The organism is Piscibacillus salipiscarius JCM 13188 (assembly GCF_001311865.1).
GTDB lineage: Bacteria > Bacillota > Bacilli > Bacillales > Alkalibacillaceae > Piscibacillus > Piscibacillus salipiscarius.
Genome location: NZ_BBCD01000005.1, coordinates 30846 through 52082, shown reverse-complemented (window position 1 = coordinate 52082; position 21237 = coordinate 30846). Strand labels below are relative to the sequence as shown.

Here is a 21237-nt window from a genome sequence, read left to right as displayed (position 1 = left end):
ACAGTTCTCGCTGAGATGCGAACAGTCCCAACACAATTACGAACTAAAAAGTCTAAAATGCGGAAAAACTAATTTTTTAATAAACTTTATCCCCATTAAAAATGGAGTTTTTTACAATAACATAGTCCACATGGCGAATCGCGTCAAGCTTAGTTCCGCCTGCGTAAGAGATAGCTGATTGGAGGTCTTGTTCCATCTCCGTTAACGTATCTTGTAAGTAGCCACGATGTTCAACCCATTCTTTTTGCCCTCGACGTTCTTCTTTTCACCTTTTTGAAATTCTGAAGCGGAACCGAAATATTCTTTATAAAGCTTTCCGTCTTTTTCAACTGTTTCACCCGGTGATTCCTCATGTCCTGCGAATAGTGAGCCAATCATAACCATCGAAGCCCCGAAACGAATCGATTTAGCGATGTCACCATGAGTCCTGATGCCACCATCAGCTATAACTGGTTTTGAAGCGGCTTTCGCGCAAAGACGGATGGCAGCTAATTGCCAGCCTCCTGTGCCAAAACCGGTTTTAATTTAGTAATACAAACTTTTCCTGGTCCAATTCCAACTTTAGTTGCGTCGGCGCCTGCGTTCTCAAGCTCACGAACAGCTTCTGGCGTCCCGACGTTACCGGCAATAACAAAAGCTCCAGGTAAGTGCTGTTTGATGTGCTTAATCATACCCACAACAGAATCGGCATGACCATGTGCAATATCGATCGTTATAAAATCTGGTGTTAAGTTTCCATCTGCTAATTGTTTGATAAACTCATATTCTTCAGGTTTAACTCCAACGCTAATTGATGTGATTAGCAGACGCTCCTGCATATCTTTAACAAACTGCATTCGCCTTTCTGGTTCAAAGCGGTGCATAATATAGAAATAGCCATTTTCAGCTAAATAAGTAGCAACTTTTTCATCAATAATCGTTTGCATGTTAGCCGGAACCACTGGAAGTTTAAAGTGGTGTCCTCCGAATTCTACCGACGAATCACATTCTGAACGACTATTAACAATACATTTTGCGGGAATTAACTGTACATCTTCATAATCAAATACATTTTCCATGTTTATCTCCCCTAAAAACGAATATTTAAAACAAATATTTATATAATGTTCGTACATTGATAATTTACAAGAAAAAGAATGGTTTGTCAAAAAGGAATTTGTTAAAATTGTTTGAATTTATATAGGGATAGGGAGAAAAGGTGTTATGAAAAAGTTAATTTCCTCGAACATGTAAACCATTGGCTTATGTCAAAAGTGGTATAATAGCCATAGAGGTGATCGCATGGCTCGGCAGAAGAAATTTACAACTCAAGAGCTATTTCAAATGACTAAAGCTCTATTACTAGAGCATGGGTATGAAGGTTTTTCAATTAGCACATTGGCAGAAAAATTAAACGTTTCAAGAGGAACGATTTATAAGTACTTTGAAAATAAAGAGGATTTAATCACGGAATATATGCTGTATGAAATGAATAAGTATTTAGAGGAATTGAAGGAGATTCATCAGTTCGCAACTTTCGATGAGCAGCTTGACTTCTTACTAGATGTGATGTTCCGTAATCAAGAGCTTCAGAAGCTAATTGAAATGGGCCGGGATATTCCTGTGCAAGATAATGAAAAAGCAAAACTAAATCATGAAAAATTAGAAGCTAAGCACTTAGATTTGTATAACAATTTATTAAGTGTGGTTAGGTTAGGACAGAAACAGGGTAAGGTAAGAGAAAGAATACCGGAACCATTAGTGTTAGGATTTATTTTTCAATCGATTGTTATTCCGAATCACTTTGGTGTACCTTATGAAGAATGGGTGAAATCAATTAAAGATGTTATCCGACACGGAATGTTCAAAAGACTGAATTGACACGCTTTAGGTCATCGCAGATAATGAAAGTGACAGGTGTGTCATTTATTTTATATAAAGTGACGTTTGTGTCACTTTAACTGGAAGGGAGACTAGATATCAGTGGAAAAATTCTTAAGGGGTATAACAGATAGGGTCGTAACGAAAAAGGGGTTTGGATCACGCTAGCAATTTGGGTTCTGGCGTCAGTCTTATTAGCTGTGTTTGCACCAAGTCCAAAAGATTATGAAGTCCCAAGCATTCAATCCCTACCTGAAGATCAGCAGTCTGTGATCGCTGAGAAAAAAGTGAACGAATATTTCTCAGAAGATGACGGAATCTTAGCTTTACTTGTGTTTGAAGGAAAAGAAGAAATCAATCAGGAACAGCTATCAAGTATTGTTAAAAAAATTAGAAGTGAAGAGGTTAATGGCTTTAAAGATATTGTCCCAGTAGATCAAATGCCGCCTCAAGCAGTAAGCCAGTTTCTTTCAGATGATCAAACGACAGCTTTTCTCCCAATGACATATAAATCTTCTTTGGAAACGAGCGACATCCAGAAAGCAAATGAACAAGTGTACGACATCGTAAACAATGATGAAAATCTTGAATTATACATTACGGGACCTGCCGGAATTTCAGTTGATTCAACAGAATTATTTTCAAGAGCAGATCTAGTCTTAATATTTTCGACAGTGGGCATTATTTTAATATTACTAGTCGTGATTTATCGATCGCCATTACTAGCATTAATACCACTTTTGGCAGCAGCATTTGTATATGAAGTTATTATGCAAACATTAGGAATTCTAGGCTCTCAAGGTCTAGCTCTAACCTCGCAAACGACTTCGATTATGTCAATTTTACTCTTTGCGGCTGTAATCGACTATTCATTGTTTGTATTTTCAAGATATCGAGAAGAGCTTAAAGATCATGAAAATAAATTCGATGCGATGCGACTTGCCATGAGGCATACAGGAATGCCTGTATTTTTCTCTGGCGGTACCGTGCTTGCAGCTATGCTAGTGCTATTTTTCGCTAAAAGCGGAGACTATCAAAACTTTGCTCCGACTTTCGCAACAGCCATGGCGGTTATTGTTATTGCATCAGTTACGTTAGTTCCAGCTTTATTTACGCTGTTTGGCAGGCGTTCGTTCTGGCCGAAAATTCCTAAAGTTGGAGATGAGAAACTAAAGAGTCATTCTTTTTGGAATAAGGTGGGGCGTGGCATTGTTAAAAGACCTGTCGTGTCAGTCGTTGTTGTAGCAATCTTCTTAATCATCTCGGCATTAAACATGTTTAATCTAAAATATGAATTTAATACATTAAATGCATTTCCGGAAGATATGCCTTCTAGAGAAGGTTATGAAGTGTTAGAAAACAACTTTGACCCAGGTAGTCTTGCACCAACTACCGTTCTTTTTGAAGGTGAAGAGACGATTACAGATGAAGAGCAACAAGCATTCGTGGATGAACTAAGCTCAGAGCCAGTGGTGAATAACGTAAGCATTGATGGGATGACAGAAGATGGTGAGGTGATTAGTTTTACGTTAACTTATTCTGAAAATCCTTACGAGACTGAAGCCATTAATGCGTTAGAAAATACGATACAATCCTCTGAAGATATTTTAAATGAAATTGGCGTTGAGGGAGACCTTTATTTTGCAGGCGAAACGGCACGGATCGTCGATGACCGTGAAGTAAACAATCGAGACATTATAGTTATTGTGACGTTAGAGACGATTTTAATATTCGCCATGCTAGTGGCCTTAACCCGTTCATTTAAAATGCCAATTTATATGATGGGAACGATTTTAGTTTCGTTCTTAGCAGCGTTAGGTCTCGGCATGTTTTTAACTGAATTATTCTTTGGTATTGATACAATCAGTAACCGGGTACCACTCTATGCTTTTGTCTTTTTAGTAGCTCTTGGGATTGACTACAACATCATGCTCGTTTCAAGATTTCAAGAAGAGCGCAAAAAACATTCAGTTAAGAAAGCAGTCGAACTCGCCGTTGCCAATACTGGAGGCGTGATTTCATCAGCCGGTCTGATTTTAGCTGCAACCTTTGCTGTCTTAATGACCCAGCCGATTCAATTACTATTCGTCTTCGGCTTTATTGTGGCAGTTGGGATTCTGATTGACACGTTTATTATTAGAGGTGTCTTACTCCCAGGATTGATTGTGTTGTTTGAGAAGGATAAGTAGTGGGGGAGACAGATCCGTTCATGAAAAGCGGAGTTACGTTTATAGAAAGCGGAGTTACGTTTATAGAAAGCGGAGTTACGTTTATAGAAAGCAAAGTTACGTTCATAGAAAGCGAACTTACGTTTATAGGAAGTAAAGTTCCGTTGATAGAAGGCTGAGATCCGTTCATAGAAATTGGAGAACCTTTTATAGAGTCAGATATACATTCATAGAATTTAAATAATCCATAAAACATTTCAAATATTATTTTCAACCTCCTTGCCAGATAGCTAGGAGGTTTTTTCATATTTAAGAAGGAAAAAGTTCGCTCTTAAAGAATATATCTTAAGTTAGGGGGATATTATGAAAAATAAATTATTATTCTGGGTGTTTTTATCATACTCATCATAATCAATTCGTATTTATACAGGCTATTTTTTATGAAAGTACAGTTCATACCTGATAGTTTAGAGACAAGTGTCTTTATGCCTTTTGTCATTATTCTACTTTATATTTTAGGTGTCATTCCGTTCACCGCTTACATATCAGAAGAGCTGGTTAAATTCATTGCCAATCAGAAAAAAGCGACAAGAATCGTTTTGATTAATGCGATTATTCTTACACCAATCCTAGTCGCTTCTCTCATGTATTATAACGAATATAAAGAAAAAGGTTTAGTTGAGGCGATGGATTATGAATCAGATGAATTCGAGGGATTAATGGTAATGGGACTTGATATAAGAACAACTCAAAAAGAGCACGCAGATGAAATTATGGAGTTTTTAAGCCGATATAATGTAAAAAGATGCGAGACAGTGAATGGGACTCTTTCATAGGAGAAAAGGGAATTTCACTTAATATTCAAACTGAAGACCGCCCCATTTTTACAAGCATATTTGAGAGTCGATTAAGGCTGAACACGGAGTATTATGAGGTTATTAATGGACCCATTGATGTCGACTGGCTTTTTAACTATGTAGAAAGCATCAAAACGGTAGTGAATTGATGCTTTCTAAACTAATAATTTATGCTGCGAGGCGGCGTGAAGATCACGGTAAATTCGGTTCAAATCAGTGCTTTCCATTATGGCGCCCATTCCTAAGAATCGGTAAATCACTTGAGCTCCACTCACTGCACGTCCAGCAGCAGACTTGCATAATTCCTGCAGGTCGATTAAATCTAAATCTGATAACATTTCACCTCGGACATGCTGATCCCAAGTGCGATCAATTAATACATGGAACTTTTCCACCTCATCCTTAAAAGGTGTCTCCATCTCGTTAATCTTCTTCGTAACCTGCTCAAACGCCCGGGTTCATACTGCTGCCACAATTCCTTTTTACTTTCAACCAGTCTTTTTGCTTCTTCAAAAAAGTGCCTCGCAATTCCAATCGTTGTAGCGGCAATATTGGCTGCAGCAAATGGCACAAATGGATAATGGTAAACCGGGTTGTCAAAGTGAAAATGAGGCTTCAAGACGTCAAATGTTCGGTTTTCGGGTACAAATGCTTCCTGAACTTTAAACGTATGACTGTTTGTTCCTTTAAGACCGAACGCATCCCAGTCTTCAATCACTTCAACTTGTTCAGGTAAAAAGGTAAATGCATGTGTAATGTCAGAACCTTGAACGTGTGCATTAGCTGTAAAGGCCGTTGCATGCTTTGAACCACTGCAAAACTTCCATTCACCAGTTACAATATAGCCGCCATCAACAGCTCGGGCTTTACCCGATGGACGATCACTCCCCGCAATATAAACGTCACGTTTACCGAACACTTCACTGGCCCAGTCGGGTTCCATCGTTGTGACGAAAAAGCCAGCTCCAGAACCTATCTGCACTAACCAGCCAAAACTTCCATCAACCCACGCGGCATCTTCAAACACTTTAATCGCATCAGGAAGCGGCATCATTCTTCCGTCAAGATCTTCTGGAACAAATAACTTAAACAATTTTTGTTCATAGATGACGTCTAAAACTTCTTGAGATAATTCGCCCCTTTTTTCTATTTCGTAAGAATAGGATCTAATTAAATTTACAGTCTTTTGATCAAACATGTTCAACACCTCATTCTTTAGCAATTTGTTTTATTGCGATGGCTCGTTTCACAATAAAATGATGCATATAAAATATTATTATTGGCATATTCCATTCCTCTTTTGTCGTAAAAGTATATGATTATCATATCATGTCGAATTGTGTGTTACACTTTAACAAAGAATGGAGGCTAAATGTTGTCTGTATCCGATTTTAACGCAGAGAAAAAGTGGAGAAGTCTACCTAAAGAATTTCAGAAAAGAATCCTCAGTAATGTGTTCTGTTTTAAATGTGGTGAAACGACTATCGTAGATTATAGTGTAAAAGATGACAACTTAGGCATCATCTTAGAAGGTAAATGTCAACAATGTGATAGTAATGTTGCGAGATTTATTGAAGATTAATAGTCTATTTTCTATTAAACAAGATTTTGCTATAATAAATCTTGTTTAGGGGCATTAGCTCAGTTGGGAGAGCGTCTCACTGGCAGTGAGAAGGTCATCGGTTCGAGCCCGATATGCTCCATATGCTTAAACCCTTGATATATCAAGGGTTTGTTTTATTTTTAAGAGTTGAATAATTTAATCGAATTATTGTGTGGTCATTTTTGGTCATCAAACATCCTTAATCAAAAAACCTTGACTTATTTTTCTACTGCTCCATTTTGAAATGATGGCAATAAGTGACTGTAAGTATCTAAAGTCATTCTAGTATTTGCATGACCTAATCTTGACGCTACAATTTTTGGATGAATGTTCAACTCTAAACATAGCGTGGCGTGCGTGTGCCTCAAATCATGGAACCGGATTTTTTTCACATGAAGTCTTTTTATGTTGCGATTAAATGATCTCCTTAGATTGCTTGGATTAATTGGTGAACCGAGACTTGTACAGACAACTAAATCCAGTTTATCATTGTAAACGTCCCCAGTTTTAACCTTAATTTGTTCCTGTTTTTCTTTATGACTTTTAAGAGCGATTAAGGTTTCTTTGGTGAAAGCTACCTGGCGTTTACTGGTTTTATTTTTAGCACCTGGCTTAATTGTCTTACCATCATTGGACAATGTTTGTTGTATTGTTAACCTTTGACCTTCAAAATCAATATCTTGCCACCTCAAGCCTAAAATCTCCCCTTGTCTCATTCCTTCAACAGAGGCTAGTTGATAAGCAATGAAGAATGGGTCCCTTTTGTATTCTCCAAAAATACTGGAGCTCATGTTTGTCCCACACACTTACTTCTTGTGAGTCGCTTTTTGGCCTGGAAATTCTGTCCAACGGATTTCTAGAGATTAAATCCATATTTCTAGCATAGCTAAAAACACTTTTAATTATGGTATGGATTTTCTGAACTGACCTTTTTGAAAGGTTTTTCTCATCGTACAAATGAAAATAGAAATCTTCCACATCTAGAGGTTTAATTCTATCAATTTGCATTTGACCAAAACGGCAAGATATGAGTCTTAATGAGGTGTACGTATGCTTTATAAGTTACATCTTGAACCTCATGTTTTTTCTTTCTTAACCATTTCTGTGTTAATTCATCCAATTTCATCTTTGAAGTCGCTACATAAGTACCTTGATTAAGTTCATGTAAAATTAACGTTTGTTGCTGCATAGCCTCCTTTTTAGTTTTAAATCCCCGTCTTTTAATTTGTTTTGGGTATCCTTCTGGATTACTTATAACAAAGTAATAAGTACCTCTTTTTTATCTTTATGAATTGACATTTTACATCTCTCCTATTTTATTTTCATAAAACAAAGGAGGTGTATTGACTACACCCCCAAATTGAGATGTAGCAGTCATTTGCCATATCTCAATCATCTTCTATAATTACTTCCTTGTCAATTAAGCACTCTGTTCATTAATCCAATCAAAAAAACTCTTAGTTGGGATACGGATGGATTTTCCAATTCGAATAGTACGAAAAGTATTGGAATGGACTAATTCATAAGCCTGTCGTCGGCCAATTTTTAGTATTTTTTGGATATCTTCTACTTTTAAAACTTGAGGGTAGTTTGTTTGATGAGTATTATTCATGTGGAACTTCCTTTCTGACGTGGATTATTGTTGGAATAACCAACTTGGGGGGGTAAATGAGGGTTTTAAAATATAATTAATTATCTTTCAATAGCTTCTAATACCTCCTTCTATGAATTAAGGTTTGATCAGCGAGAACGAAATTAAAAAAGTGAAATTTAATGAGAGGGTGATAACTGAGGTTACTACACTTGGGTGATGAAAGAAGTACAGTGTAAAGTTATTATCTTTAATTAAAGTTTATACCAACCTATTTGATTTTGTCCATTTTATTTGGTTCGACCCCCATAAATAATTTTTACCTCACTTTTTAATAAAAACCTCATGTGCTTTTATGGTAAAAACCCTAGAACATTATTAAGAGAATAATATTTTCATAATTGAATAGCATGCCTTATTCACATTCCAATGAATGTGATAAGAAATCTATTAAATTAGTTAGGGTCGGGAAAAAAATAATCCTGTAATGCTAGATGTACAAAGGGATAACCCGTTCCCGTAAGGAGGAAAAATGAAATGATACATACCTTTAGTTTCTACGTAAATGGTGTAAATAACCAAGATTTACAGCAACTATTCACCTTAAACAATATTAACTTAAACCAATTTACTTACATTAAAGCTGCGGTTGAAAAATTAAATCAGAGATTAAAACAAAAATTAAATCAAGCATTAGTCATTAGTTCAATAATATTTAACTGTGACAACGATTGGACAGTTAAATGCAAAGTAGATGTGACAAAACTATTATCTCGTGGCACCATTAAAGAAACAGATTATCACGAGGTTGAACGTATTTTAAGAACATTTTTTGATCAATATTGTGGTTCTGCTGAATACTTCGATCAACATGTTTTAACGAGAATAGACTACAAATATGACATATGCATTCCTTCAGCCACAGATAGAAAGTTACTGTTTTTCTTGTTTGAGAAGTATACAAGCCTATACCGTTTTAAGGTTAAGGTTAAGTGGGGGAAAGACGAAAATGGGAAGCCACTAAAATATGAAACAAGTCAATATCACAAAAACAACAGTGTGCAAATTATTGTGTATGACAAAGAAGCAGAAAGAAGGGCTAATAATGAGATAATATTACCTTATGAGCGAAATATTCTCAGGTATGAGTTAAGACTACATAACCAGCATTTAAACTCGATGAAAAGAGAAGATTCAAAGGGACATAGCCAATCAAAGAAACTTTCTGTTTATTTTGTGGACTCAATGTGGGAGTATTATATGAAAAAAAACATTCTTTCAATTTTTAGACTAGGTGATTTTTATAAGGTCTATGAAGCTAAGAAAGTGGTTAAAAACAGTTCTTATACTAGGAACAGAAAAGAAAAACTAATCAAATTCCTAACTACCGTCTCTAAAGGTACAATAGATACTCCAAAAAAACATATGTCAGCACCGACGTACAGACAAATTATCAAGGATTTGGAATCCATTGATGTAAATCCTGTTCTAATCCCCAAAAATCGTAAGGACTTTCCTCCGTATTTCAAAAATCCCTTTCAAATTTAAGGAATTGGTTTCTTAAATTCATAAATTTAGTTCACCAGTTGATTTTCATTTAAAATAGATATAACATTAGAGTGTAAAAATATCAAAGGTAAAACAACTCTCAAGAAGCATAAATTAAATGTGGTGGATACATTGAATAAAAGCAATAATTATCAATAAAACAACATTTCAACACCTGATAGTCAATTGACTACAGGTGTTTTTTTCTTTTCCATTGACTATAGGAAATGGGGTAGATAAAACAAACGTAAATAATAAACATTGCTTGTTCATAGGGTATGAACTATTAATTCTCTTAGTTATTAATACTTAGATATTTAACTAGAATAAGTAGACTGAAAAAACAGGTCTGGTGTTATTACCAGTGAATAAGGAAGGGGAAAAGAAATATGGAAATCAGTAATTTAGATTTTAGTCGTTTGCTAAAAGAAGCTAGGGCAAAAAAGGAGTTACTTTTGAGGAAACAGGGAGAGGAATTAGTTGCAGTCCATCTTATGTATATCGTCTTGAAAAAGGTGATCGTAAAATGCCGTCATATTCATTCGTTCAAAATGTTATTAACTATTTCGAGCTGACAGAAAACGATTTAATCAAGTATCAAATAGGGGTTTCAGAAGAGTACACATACAAAGCAAAAATAAATGAAGAGATAAAAGGAATTAACGTTGATAGTTATAAAGAAATTAATCATTTACTGAAAATGATTAAATACTATCAGGAAGTAATGCAAAATCACAATCGAAAAGGTTAGGAATGTAAAAAGTAGGCTGGTTAAAGATTAACTGGCCTACTAAATTCAGTAGAGTCAAGAACAAAACAGTATTAAAACTTTTAAGTACAGAAAGGTTGGTACGTATTGAATAAATTAAATAAGGAAGAAGTTTATTCTTCGATAAGGCAACTGAGTGAAGAACAAGTAGGAAATTATCTTCGAGAAGTTTTTTCAGGTAACTGAAAAATACCTATATGATAATTCTCAAAGCCTTAATGAAGAATTAATTAAAATATTTGAACAACTAGTGAATGATGCAAAGGATAAAAGGGATAAAGGCTATCGTAGATAAATATTCCTTTACCAGAGATTACAATGTCACCAAAACAAAGAAAATTATTGAAGGAATTAGAATTTTACAAAAGATATCATGGAAAAAAATAATCTAATTTATAACTTAATAGTTTTAGCATCAAATAGCTAAATCAATGCGAAACAATTGAGGAGCTCTTATTTCTTTTTGTTATTTCAATAAAATAGAGATATAATTTAGATGAAAGACAGTTCGTGTTGTGACGAACTGCCCTTCATGTTATAGACTTAGCTTACTCAATAGGGGTCAGCACAAGTGTTCAAAAGTAGACACCCTAGCTGTCAAACTCAGGGGTGTCTGTTTTTGTTCAAACTTTAAAAACCATAATTTCTTAAATTCATAAAAGAACAACTAGGTTTAAATCAATGGTGGTGAAAAATAATGAGTATTAGCTTTAAACAAAAACAACATTTTTTATAAGTGCTAACACCTGTTCTCGTACTAATGAGGACAGGTGTTTTTCTTTATAACAATAAGTTGTATGACTTTAAAGAGGATGTTTCAAACAATTAAATAAACCCTCCACTTTTGGAGGATTTATAAGTCATTCATATTTTTTATGAATTCAAGCAAACATTGACTGAATAGCATGTTTAAACGAAAGTGAGGAAATTTCGTTGATTGCAGCGTTGTGAACCGTTCATAAATATCAGAATTTATTTGAATACTTTTGACTTGTGTTTTTGATTTCGGGTCATAAACTTCAGGATCTATAATCGGTTGCGTTTTTGTATATTCTAAAAGTTTCTTCAGTTCATCTTGGTGGGCATTCAGGAAATCTATTAGATCGTCCGAATGGGAAGTTGTTCTTGACATCATTGATTTGTACTCTTCAAGGGTCAGTAACTTATAATACTCCTTCTCTGCTTGATGATATTGATAATTTCCTTCTCTCATGATTTTACTGAATTTTGAAGGAGAGATGCCGTGCTTTTGAGCTACATTTTTTTAAGTGATCAGTTGTCTCTTTTTTTAACATCTCATTTACATACACAACACGCTCTTCTGGCTTCATTTTCATAAGTTGTTGTTGGTTCATAATGATTCCCCCTTTAATAGTTTCATATTTTTATAGTAGATAAATAAATGAAAATTATAACTGAAACGGAGGTGATAAATATGACTACAGCAACTTTTATAATTTCTGGTGTGGCAATCGTAATGTCATTTATAGCATTGATATTATCGCTTAAACATCGTTAAAGATTGAGTTAGTAGGAACCTAACTTTTATTTGTAATATTAATCGATGTAAAATATGATAATTTGGGGCTTAGATTTTTATCTAAGTCCTTTTAGATTTTATTTTTATTGCTCATTTTTAAACTCATCTGGTTCATTGAGCTAGGAGACTTCCCCCTATAAGACATCTTCAATAATCTGAAGAATTCTTTGTTGCTTCTGAACCAAAAAAACCTGACTTTTCTGGTTGCCCAAATACTCCACTATTACTCTGCTCAAAATTTATACTTAATAGAATAAATATTATTCAACCATCGATAAAATAATAGTTAAAACCAAAATAATCTTTACTTCTTTTTCATCTTAGCTTCGTTCTTTTTTCTTTCACTTCCCTTTAGTAAGTATATTTCCTTCTTTTAATTGTGTAATCTCATATAGTCAATGTAATAAGTTGGGGTCTAATTTTGAAATAGGTAATTTCATTTATCTTAATGTTTACTCATCTAAAAATGTAATAATCTTGCAAAGTAATTGAAGGTATTGAATTAAAAATAAACAGCTAAGTAAATTACTAAATGAGAGGAAAATGATCACCAAAGTTAGTTTAATTAAGACAGAATAATACAGTTGGGTTCATGACACTATTGGTTTAAAACAGAAGATAGATGGTTGCAATGAAATCATATAATAAATAAATTTAATAAATTTATGTTTTTAGACATTCTAGAATAATGAGAGTTGCCTATTATTACCTAAACTCAAAAAGGGGGTGTTAATGGCCTATGAACAAAGCAAATTTATTAAAAGAGGATACAATGCGGAAAAATGTAAAGTACCGTACAGTTAAAATTAAGATATTTCCAACACCTAATCAGATTGAAAATCTAAATCACATGGCAAAAGAACGTACGAAACTGATTAATGAGTTAATCGAAGAATGGTAGAGGCTAAAAGTAGAATCTATAAAACAACGAAGGATATTGATACTCCTCTACCGTCCTCTATGAAGAATCAGGCAATTCGAGAAGCCTATAAATACCATGATATATCCCAAAAAGGGTTATCATTTAAAACCAATTGTCAAAAAACATATCTGTCAATGGCAAGGACAAACATTAAAAGTCTACGATGATGCAATATCTGTTACTTTTTTAACTGCTGATGGGTGGGGGCGTGCACAGGTAATCAAAGCAAATCTAAACAGTAGAGGTGATTACATTAGGGAACAACTTCGAAGATTACAGGCAATGTTAGTCACCATCAAAAAGATTAATAATAAGTGGATTGCAATGATTGTGCTGAAAGATAATTCCACTCTTGAACCACTTAAAGTTGAGAATATCGCAGGAATTGATTTAGGGATAAAGTGCCCCATCGTAGTCAAGACATCAAATGGGAAAATAAAGTTTATCGGTAATGGCAGGTATCTCGCCTTTAGAAGACGATGGTTTAGAAGCAAAAGAAAGGAGTTAATAAATCAAAATAAATCATACCTTGTGAAAAAAATAGCTAATAAGGAAGAAAGGTGGATGAGGGAACAAGATCATCAGTTAAGTCGGGAATTGGTGAATTACTTGAAAGAGAACGATGTAAGATTATTAAAAATGGAAAAGTTAACTGGTATTAGAGATATTAAAACAGACAAGAAAAACACATTAAGATTACATCAATGGTCGTTTTATCGATTGAGTCAATATATTCAATATAAATGTGAAGATGCGGGGATACAAGTCGAACTTGTGAATCCAAAATATACTTCGCAAAGTTGCCCAAAATGTAAAAGAAAAAATAAAACAAATACTAGAACTTATCGATGCATTCAATGTGGTTATGTTAGTCATCGTGATATTATCGGTGCAACTAACGTATTGAGTGCAACTACAATCACAAAGTGATTGGCCATAGGAGTTATATACTACCTATAGGACGAGGCTGTGGGGTCCTCCAACAATGGCGTGGCCATCGGAAACTTGATTAATAAGGGTATGATAGCTAAATGCCATTAACGCATGAATTAATTGCGACCCTCCGAAACATACCCATTTAAATTCTTTATTAAATTATATAAGTAAATATATTTTTAGTAAAATGGCATATTAAAATCATTACCTTCAGGATATTTTAATCGGTGGAAAATGATTACATTAAAATTTGCTGGTTCTTTATCTACTTTATTTATAACCTTATGCTTTTTCAAAAAAGTGAGCTTTTTCCTAAATGGAATTTGCTCTTTTTTAGTTAAAAATTTCCTTAGTTTTGTTCGTGATTTTTCAGGTTCACAAGAATTATTGTAGATTTACAAATTAGGTTACATTTTAGTGTGTAAATAATTAATCAAAATAAATATAAACGTTAAAATAACAATGAAAGTGAGTCTTAAATTGCGTTACAATTTAACCCCCATTTTATAATACAAACTTTTAAAATCACCTTTAAGTAAAATACAGTCAGGAAACCAACATTGATTAATATAAATTTGATTCATCGTAAAAGCATCTGACTTTATGTTTATGAACTGCTAGAATTTTATTACATGTCTTGTTGAATTTTTCGATTTCTCAAAGCTATATAGACTGTTATTGACTCATGGCAAAAGCTGTAATTTGTTGATATAATTGAACTATACTTTATTAAGTATTTTGATGGAGAATAACTGAGAGGCTTTATCTTTGCAAGGGGGTTAATAATGAAAATAACATATTATAATGATAGTAGAAGAGAAATATTAATTCACCCAGCTACGTTTAAACATGGTTGTAAAGGTAGTGAAGAACCTATTAAACCGTTAGAAGAAAGAACGTTTATTTTGCCTGATAATACAAGTCCTTTTATAAAGATGTGGGATTACGGAGTAGATAAAGGCTTGCAGATATTAATTATGCCTGAAAAATAATAAACAATGGAATGGAATAAGGGAGCGGTAAAAATATGAAGAACTTTAATGATAAAGTCAATTTTATATGGTCAATAGCTGAAATTTTGCGTGGGCCATATAAAAAGAAGATTACGGTAAAGTTGTTTTACCGATGGCTGTTTTAAGAAGATTTGATTGTGTTCTAGAAGAAACAAAGGAAGATGTATTATCGCAATATGATAAATATAAGAACTTACCTGAAGAGTCACGTGACGAGATTTTAAATCGAACATCGAAACAGAAGTTTAATAATGTTAGTAAATATGATTTTCAAAAACTATTAAGTGATTCAGACAACATTGCTGATAATTTACGAGATTACATAAATGGCTTTTCGCAAACGGCAAGAGACATTATCGACTATTTTAACTTTGATACACAAATCGAAAAAATGGACCGAAATGACTTGCTATATCTTGTCGTCAAACGGTTCAGTGAGATTGATTTACATCCTGAAACAGTATCAAATATAGAAATGGGTTATATTTTCGAAGAACTGATCAGACGCTTCAATGAACACGCTGAAGCTGGGGACCACTACACACCAAGAGAAGTTATACGGCTAATGTGCCATCTGTTGTTCCTTAACGATGATGAGGTGTTCACAACCGAAGGAATCACTAAGACGTTATATGACCCTTGTGCAGGTACCGGTGGAATGGGTTCAGTTGCTTCAGAATATATTCGTGAGCATAATCCCTCTGCTAGCTTAAAGTTTTTTGGTCAAGAATTTAATGAAGAATCATATGCAATTTGTAAAGCTGACGTACTTATTAAAGGTGAAGAAGCCAAAAACCTCGCATTTGGAAATACATTGTCTCAAGATCAGTTCTCGAATCAGAAATTCGATTATTTATTAACGAATCCACCATTTGGGGTGGAATGGAAACCTGTCAAAAAGGCGGTAACAGAAGAACACGAGAATCAAGGCTATAATGGACGCTTTGGTGCGGGCCTTCCAAGGATTAATGATGGTCAACTTCTATTCTTGCAGCATTTAGTATCGAAAATGAAGCCTTTGTCAGAGGAAAACCCAAATGGATCACGTATTGCTATTGTTTTTAATGGAAGCCCATTATTTACAGGAGATGCAGGGTCTGGGGAAAGTAATATACGTAAATATCTAATTGAGCATGATTTAGTGGAAAGCATTGTAGCATTGCCTGATCAAATGTTTTATAACACTGGTATATCCACTTACATATGGATTCTGACAAATAATAAGCCAGCTCATCGAAAAGGAAAAATTCAATTAGTGGATGGTACGAAGTTTTATAAAAAGATGAAGAAGAGCCTGGGGCAAAAACGTCATGAATTAGATGAAGCGGATATCAATAATATCACACAGCTTTACGGAGAATTTAGTGAAAATGAGTATAGCAAGGTTTTTGACAATGAAGACTTCGGTTATCGAAAAGTCACTATTGAACGACCGTTACGTTTGAATTTTAAAGTTGATGATGGCCGCATTCATCGTCTCAATGATGAAAAAGCATTTCAGAATTTAGTTAAATCTAAGAAAAAAGGTGAAGCGGGAGTAAAAGAAGTTGAAGAAGGTGAAAAACTACAACAATTAATCGTCACCGCCCTTCAGGAATTAGAAAGCGATGAACTATACAAAACCGAGAAGAATTTGAAAAATTACTCACTGATGCCTTTAAGAATGCAAACATTAAGTTGAATGCTACCTTAAAAAAGGCTGTTTTATCGGCACTATCTGAAAAAGATGAGACAGCTGAAATTTGTACAGATAAAAAAGACAATCCCGAACCAGATCCAGACCTAAGAGATACGGAAAACATTCCTTTAAAAGAAGACATCCATGAATATTTCGAACGCGAGGTGAAACCCCATGTACCAGATGCATGGATGGATGAGGAAACCATCAAAATTGGTTATGAGATTCCGTTCACCAGACATTTTATCAATACACAAATCTGAGAAGTTCAGAGGAAGTCTCAAATGAAATTCGTGAATTGGAAGAAAGCATTATGGATAAATTGAAGAAGGTGATGGGGTGAAACAATATAATCAATACTTAGAATATACAAAAGAAAATCTTAGTTGGATGGGGGAGATTCCTAAAACTTGGGAGATTCATAAATTAGATAGATTGGCAAGTTTAGTTACTGGAAACACCCCCCCTAAAGCACAAGAAGAAAATTATAAGAACGGATATGTACCATGGGTGAAACCAGACAATATTTTAGAGAACCACAGGATTTCAGAAACAAAGGAAAAATTAAGTGGGGTTGGGGTGAAAAAGGCAAGGTTAATTCCACCATACTCTGCATTAGTTTGCTGTATAGGGTCTGTAGGTAAAGTTGGAATTAATAGTGTTGAGTGTGCGACAAATCAACAAATTAACTCTATAATTTTTGACAATGAGGAATGGAATAATAGATATGGATTATACTGTACTATTGCATCAGAACAAGAATATGAAAAATATTCAAATAAGGTTGTAGTAGGAATACTTAACAAACAGGCTCAAGGGAAAATAAAAATGCCTGTTCCACCATTGAATGAGCAAAGAAAAATAGCAGATTTCCTCGATCAAAAAACATCAGAGGTTGATGATTTAATTGCTGATAAAGAACGTTTAATAGAGCTTTTAGAGGAAAAAGGCAAGCAATCATTACAGAAGCGGTGACAAAAGGGTTAGACCCTGATGTTAAGATGAAGGATTCCGAACTAACTTGGCTGGGCATGATACCCGAAAAATGGAGTGTAAAAAAAATAAAACATATTTCTACATTCATAGGTAGTGGAAAAACACCTAAAGGTGGAAGTGAAGTTTATAGTTCAGATGGAGTAGTTTTTATAAGAAGTATGAACGTTCATAATAAAGGGTTGAAGTTAGATGATGTAGTTTATATTGATAAAAAAATAGATTATGATATGAAATCAACAAGAGTTATTTCAAATGATATATTGTTGAATATAACTGGAGCTTCCATTGGACGGTCTTGTATTGTACCCACAGGTTTTCCAGATGCAAATGTCAATCAACATGTATGTATTATTCGACCTTCAAAAGTTCAAATTTATCCATCACTGCTTTCAAAATTAATGGTTTCTCAAACAGTTAAAGATCAGATAGATAGAAGCCAAAATGGTAGTTCCAGAGAGGGGTTGAACTTTTCGCAAGTTGGCAATATTTATTTTCCAATTTCCCCAGATTTAGAAGAACAAAAGAATATTTCAAATTATATTGAAGAGGAAATAAATAATATTGATAGAGTAATAATTGATATAACTCGTCAAATTAAAAAGTTCGAAGAATACCGCCAATCTCTCATCTATGAAGCGGTTACTGGAAAAATAGATGTACGTGACTATCCACTGGAAAGAAAGGAGGAGGCACATGCCGATTGATTATACTGAAAAAGGTTTTGAAGAAAATATTGAATCTGAATTGGTTCGCTCAGGTTATATTGAGCGTAAATTGACTGGAGAATCGTTGGATGAATTTAAACAACATGCCATCGATACAGAGGTATTCTTTCAGTTTTTAGAAGCGACTCAGCCAAAACAGTTGGAAAAGTTGAAGCGGGCATATAAAGAAAACTATAAGCAAAAGATTATTCATCGTTTATCAAAAGAGCTTTCAAGTCGAGGCATGATTGATTGTTTGAGACATGGAGTCAAAGATTATGGCGTTAAGTTGACGTTAGCCTATAATAAGCCTGTTTCAACAATGAATCGAACACTGTGGGAGCAATATGAACAAAACCTCTTTACAGTCAGTCGACAAGTGTACTACAGCCAGAAGAATAACAACAGCATTGATGTCCTCCTTTCTTTGAATGGTTTACCCATCATTGTGATGGAATTGAAAAACCATTTAACAGGTCAAACGGTGGATAATGCCAAGATGCAGTTTAAAAAGGACCGTGACCCCAATGAATTATTGTTTCAATTTAAAAAAACGTGCTTTAGTGTATTTTGCAGTTGATCCAGATGAGGTATATATGACTACACGAGTGAGCGAAGATAAGACATTCTTTTTACCTTTTAATCGGGGAAACAATGGTGGTCGTGGCAACCCAACTGTTTATAACGATTACAAAACGTCGTATTTATGGAAAGATATTTTGCATAAAGATAGCTTGTTAGACATTCTTTTTCGTTTTATGTTTGTGCAAGAAGAAGACATCAAAGATAGCAATGGAGAAGTCATAGACAAAAGGGAAACGGTGATCTTTCCTCGTTATCATCAACTTGATGCTGTTCGACAAATTGAAGAAGATGTTAAAAAGAATGGAGCAGGTAAAAGCTATTTATCCCAACATTCAGCAGGATCAGGTAAGACAAATAGCATTTCATGGCTCTCACATCGGTTGGCAAAATTACATGATGAACACGATGAAGCCATGTTTGATAGTGTGATTGTTGTTACCGATAGACGCGTTTTTAGATAAGCAATTACAGGATGCGATATACCAGCTTGAACACAAGACAGGATTTGTGGAAAAATTGAAAAAAACTCAGAACAGTTAGCTCAAGCAATCAAAAATAAGGCAAAGATTATTGTGACAACACTCCAAAAGTTCCCTTTTATCATCGATCAAGTGAATGAAATATCAAAAGGGAAATATGCCATTATTATAGATGAGGCACATTCTTCACAAGGTGGTAAATCAGCAAGAGCAATGACAAGTCTATTATCCAATAAAACGTTAGAGGAAGCGATGGAAGAAGAGCAAATAGCGGAAGACGAATTAAAAGATGCTGAAGACCGAATTCTTGAGGAAATTGCTAAAAGTGGTCAACAAGAAAATATCTCTTTCTTCGCTTTTACCGCTACACCTAAACCAAAAACACTTGAAAAATTCGGAACACCAGGAAATGATGGACTACCGAGGCCATTCCATGAATACACCATGCGACAAGCTATTGAAGAAGGTTTTATTTTAGATGTGCTAAAGAATTATGTCACTTATAAGACATTCTTTAAGCTGGCGAAACAGATTGATGATGATCCTGAAGTTGGAAGTAAAAAAGCATCGAAAGCAATTGCACGCTATGTCTCATTACATCCACACAATATTGCTCAAAAAACTGAAATTATGGTTGAACATTTCAGGCAAGTGACTCAACATAAAATAGGTGGAAGAGCCAAAGCAATGGTGGTGACTAGTAGTCGACTTCATGCGGTTAGATATAAACATGCTTTTGACAAATACATCACTGAGAAAGGTTATACTGACTTGCAATCAGTCGTGGCATTCTCTGGAACGGTAGATGATAATGGTGTTCCATATACTGAAGTAGAAATGAATGGGTTTAGCGAAGGAGAATTACCCGATAAGTTTCACAGCGATGACTATCAAGTTTTATTGGTGGCTGAGAAATATCAAACGGGTTTTGATGAACCGCTTCTTCATACGATGTACGTTGATAAGAAATTGGACGGAATCAAAGCAGTTCAGACCCTATCTCGATTGAATCGTACATGTAAGGGTAAAAATGATACGTTTGTCTTGGACTTTGTTAATGAAGCGGAAGATATTCAAAAAGCATTTGAACCGTATTACGAGGTGACGCAAGTAGAGGATACTACAGATCCGAATATCCTCTATGATATTCAAACAGAATTAGATGCTTATCAAGTATATTCAAACGAAGAAGTTGATGAAATTGCGAATTTGGAGTATAGCGACAATAAAAGGAATTCGAGATTACAAGAAAAACTCAATTCATTATTAGATCTTGGGTTAAAACGGTTTAATGAAGACTTAAATTCAGAACAACAAGATGACTTTAAATCTGCATGTTCCAAATTTATAAGAACATATTCATTTGTACTTCAAATAGGTCCGTTTGCTGATATCGAGCTTCATAAGTTATATGTATACTTAAATTATTTATTTAAAAAATTACCTAAACACCTCTCTGATGGTGTTGATTTAGCTGATGATGTTGCCCTCGCCTATTATAAAAATGAAAAAGTATTTGAAGGCAGTATCTCCTTACAATCTGGTGAGGATCACAAGTTAAAACCAACCTCGTTCGGTGCAAGTGCAACACCAGAAGAAGAAAAAGAAAGATTATCATCCATTATAGAGCGTCTTAATGATCGATTCGGAACGGAATTTACAGAAACAGATAAATTATCCTTTGATCAAATTAAAGAGGATATAATCAATAATGAAGACTTAGCTCAAAAAGCAAAAGTGAATACGAAAGACAATTTTAAATTTAGTTATGAAGAGGCGTTTTTGGATATTGTAATTGATAGAATGACAACAAACGAAGAATTCTTTATGAAAATGTTGGAGAATAGTGACTTTAAGAATACAGTTATGAATTACATGTTTGAAGAAGTTTATGAAGAATGGTAACAAGTTAATAATGAATACACAAAAGACAGTCTATCAAGGGAGTATTGTGATAGACTGTTTTTGATGTTAATACTATTAGTAGT

19 protein-coding genes, 1 tRNA gene and 5 pseudogenes are annotated in these 21237 nt (G+C 34.4%); 15 read left to right on the top strand and 10 right to left on the bottom strand.

What is annotated here, in order from left to right:
- Positions 1-76 precede the first annotated feature (76 nt).
- Positions 77-1058 (bottom strand): annotated as a pseudogene (gene guaC / locus JCM13188_RS05130) (GMP reductase).
- Between the two features lie 223 nt (positions 1059-1281).
- Between guaC and JCM13188_RS05125 the strand changes: the two are divergent.
- The 4 genes from JCM13188_RS05125 (at position 1282) to JCM13188_RS05115 (ending at position 4864) form a co-directional block, all read left to right on the top strand.
- The gene (locus JCM13188_RS05125; RefSeq protein ID WP_054752589.1) at positions 1282-1860 is read left to right on the top strand and encodes a TetR/AcrR family transcriptional regulator; all 579 of its coding nucleotides are present in this window, start codon (positions 1282-1284) and stop codon (positions 1858-1860) included.
- A 200-nt stretch (positions 1861-2060) separates the two neighbouring features.
- A complete protein-coding gene (locus JCM13188_RS05120) occupies positions 2061-4049 on the top strand; it encodes an MMPL family transporter (protein WP_369404838.1) in 1989 nt (662 codons plus the stop codon).
- The gene (locus tag JCM13188_RS17990) at positions 4049-4207 is read left to right on the top strand and encodes a hypothetical protein (protein ID WP_279401411.1); all 159 of its coding nucleotides are present in this window, start codon (positions 4049-4051) and stop codon (positions 4205-4207) included. Before JCM13188_RS05120 ends, JCM13188_RS17990 begins: the two co-directional genes overlap by 1 nt.
- A 261-nt stretch (positions 4208-4468) precedes the next feature.
- Positions 4469-4864, top strand: a complete 396-nt coding sequence (locus JCM13188_RS05115) for a hypothetical protein (protein WP_054752587.1) — start codon at positions 4469-4471, stop codon at positions 4862-4864.
- Positions 4865-5040: 176 nt separating this feature from the next.
- On the opposite strand, the gene JCM13188_RS05110 is transcribed toward JCM13188_RS05115, so the two are convergent.
- Positions 5041-5280, bottom strand: a complete 240-nt coding sequence (locus tag JCM13188_RS05110; RefSeq protein WP_279401410.1) for a hypothetical protein — start codon at positions 5278-5280, stop codon at positions 5041-5043.
- On the bottom strand, positions 5259-6083 hold the full coding sequence (locus JCM13188_RS05105; RefSeq protein WP_054752584.1) for an acyl-CoA dehydrogenase family protein: 825 nt from the start codon (positions 6081-6083) through the stop codon (positions 5259-5261). The genes JCM13188_RS05110 and JCM13188_RS05105 overlap by 22 nt, the downstream gene beginning before the upstream one ends.
- A gap of 177 nt (positions 6084-6260) precedes the next feature.
- Between JCM13188_RS05105 and JCM13188_RS05100 the strand changes: the two genes are divergently transcribed.
- Positions 6261-6467 carry a hypothetical protein gene (locus JCM13188_RS05100; protein ID WP_054752582.1) on the top strand — a complete coding sequence of 69 codons (207 nt, stop codon included), beginning with the start codon at positions 6261-6263 and terminating at the stop codon, positions 6465-6467.
- A gap of 48 nt (positions 6468-6515) precedes the next feature.
- A tRNA-Ala gene (locus JCM13188_RS05095) sits at positions 6516-6588 on the top strand.
- Between the two features lie 118 nt (positions 6589-6706).
- Here the strand turns inward: JCM13188_RS05095 and JCM13188_RS17985 are convergent.
- From JCM13188_RS17985 to JCM13188_RS05085, 5 genes and pseudogenes are all read right to left on the bottom strand, one after another.
- The gene (locus JCM13188_RS17985) at positions 6707-7279 is read right to left on the bottom strand and encodes a site-specific integrase (protein ID WP_279401409.1); all 573 of its coding nucleotides are present in this window, start codon (positions 7277-7279) and stop codon (positions 6707-6709) included.
- On the bottom strand, positions 7209-7496 hold the full coding sequence (locus tag JCM13188_RS20425; RefSeq protein ID WP_369404837.1) for a phage integrase SAM-like domain-containing protein: 288 nt from the start codon (positions 7494-7496) through the stop codon (positions 7209-7211). Before JCM13188_RS20425 ends, JCM13188_RS17985 begins: the two co-directional genes overlap by 71 nt.
- Positions 7486-7677, bottom strand: coding sequence for a tyrosine-type recombinase/integrase (locus tag JCM13188_RS17980; protein ID WP_500796490.1), 192 nt, complete (start codon positions 7675-7677; stop codon positions 7486-7488). The genes JCM13188_RS20425 and JCM13188_RS17980 overlap by 11 nt, the downstream gene beginning before the upstream one ends.
- Positions 7678-7683: 6 nt before the next feature.
- Positions 7684-7755, bottom strand: a pseudogene (locus tag JCM13188_RS21925) (Arm DNA-binding domain-containing protein); the annotation flags it as partial.
- 153 nt (positions 7756-7908) lie between these two features.
- A complete protein-coding gene (locus tag JCM13188_RS05085) occupies positions 7909-8100 on the bottom strand; it encodes a helix-turn-helix domain-containing protein (RefSeq protein WP_054752580.1) in 192 nt (63 codons plus the stop codon).
- Positions 8101-8616: 516 nt separating this feature from the next.
- On the opposite strand from JCM13188_RS05085, the gene JCM13188_RS05080 reads away from it, so the two are divergent.
- Together JCM13188_RS05080 and JCM13188_RS05075 are read left to right on the top strand one after the other, a co-directional pair.
- Positions 8617-9627, top strand: a complete 1011-nt coding sequence (locus JCM13188_RS05080; protein WP_054752578.1) for a hypothetical protein — start codon at positions 8617-8619, stop codon at positions 9625-9627.
- Positions 9628-10081: 454 nt separating this feature from the next.
- Positions 10082-10378, top strand: a pseudogene (locus tag JCM13188_RS05075) (helix-turn-helix domain-containing protein); the annotation flags it as partial.
- Positions 10379-11249: 871 nt separating this feature from the next.
- Here JCM13188_RS05075 and JCM13188_RS05070 read toward each other — a convergent pair.
- Together JCM13188_RS05070 and JCM13188_RS17970 are read right to left on the bottom strand one after the other, a co-directional pair.
- Positions 11250-11609, bottom strand: coding sequence for a hypothetical protein (locus tag JCM13188_RS05070; RefSeq protein WP_054752574.1), 360 nt, complete (start codon positions 11607-11609; stop codon positions 11250-11252).
- 4 nt (positions 11610-11613) lie between these two features.
- Positions 11614-11751: a hypothetical protein gene (locus JCM13188_RS17970; protein ID WP_279401408.1), complete on the bottom strand. Its 138-nt coding sequence runs from the start codon at positions 11749-11751 to the stop codon at positions 11614-11616.
- A 924-nt stretch (positions 11752-12675) separates the two neighbouring features.
- On the opposite strand from JCM13188_RS17970, the gene JCM13188_RS17965 reads away from it, so the two are divergent.
- From JCM13188_RS17965 to JCM13188_RS05040, 7 genes and pseudogenes are all read left to right on the top strand, one after another.
- On the top strand, positions 12676-12837 hold the full coding sequence (locus JCM13188_RS17965) for a hypothetical protein (RefSeq protein ID WP_279401407.1): 162 nt from the start codon (positions 12676-12678) through the stop codon (positions 12835-12837).
- Positions 12838-12933: 96 nt separating this feature from the next.
- Complete coding sequence (locus JCM13188_RS05065) at positions 12934-13788, top strand: RNA-guided endonuclease InsQ/TnpB family protein (protein ID WP_054752573.1); 855 nt, start codon at positions 12934-12936, stop codon at positions 13786-13788.
- Between the two features lie 791 nt (positions 13789-14579).
- Positions 14580-14786, top strand: a complete 207-nt coding sequence (locus tag JCM13188_RS05060; protein WP_054752571.1) for a hypothetical protein — start codon at positions 14580-14582, stop codon at positions 14784-14786.
- Between the two features lie 35 nt (positions 14787-14821).
- Positions 14822-16828, top strand: a pseudogene (locus JCM13188_RS05055) (type I restriction-modification system subunit M).
- Complete coding sequence (locus JCM13188_RS05050) at positions 16825-17460, top strand: restriction endonuclease subunit S (protein WP_054752568.1); 636 nt, start codon at positions 16825-16827, stop codon at positions 17458-17460. The pseudogene JCM13188_RS05055 and the gene JCM13188_RS05050 overlap by 4 nt, the downstream one beginning before the upstream one ends.
- Positions 17457-18185: a restriction endonuclease subunit S gene (locus JCM13188_RS05045; RefSeq protein WP_054752566.1), complete on the top strand. Its 729-nt coding sequence runs from the start codon at positions 17457-17459 to the stop codon at positions 18183-18185. The genes JCM13188_RS05050 and JCM13188_RS05045 overlap by 4 nt, the downstream gene beginning before the upstream one ends.
- Positions 18175-21154: pseudogene (locus JCM13188_RS05040) on the top strand (type I restriction endonuclease subunit R). The gene JCM13188_RS05045 and the pseudogene JCM13188_RS05040 overlap by 11 nt, the downstream one beginning before the upstream one ends.
- The last annotated feature ends 83 nt before the right edge of the window (positions 21155-21237 follow it).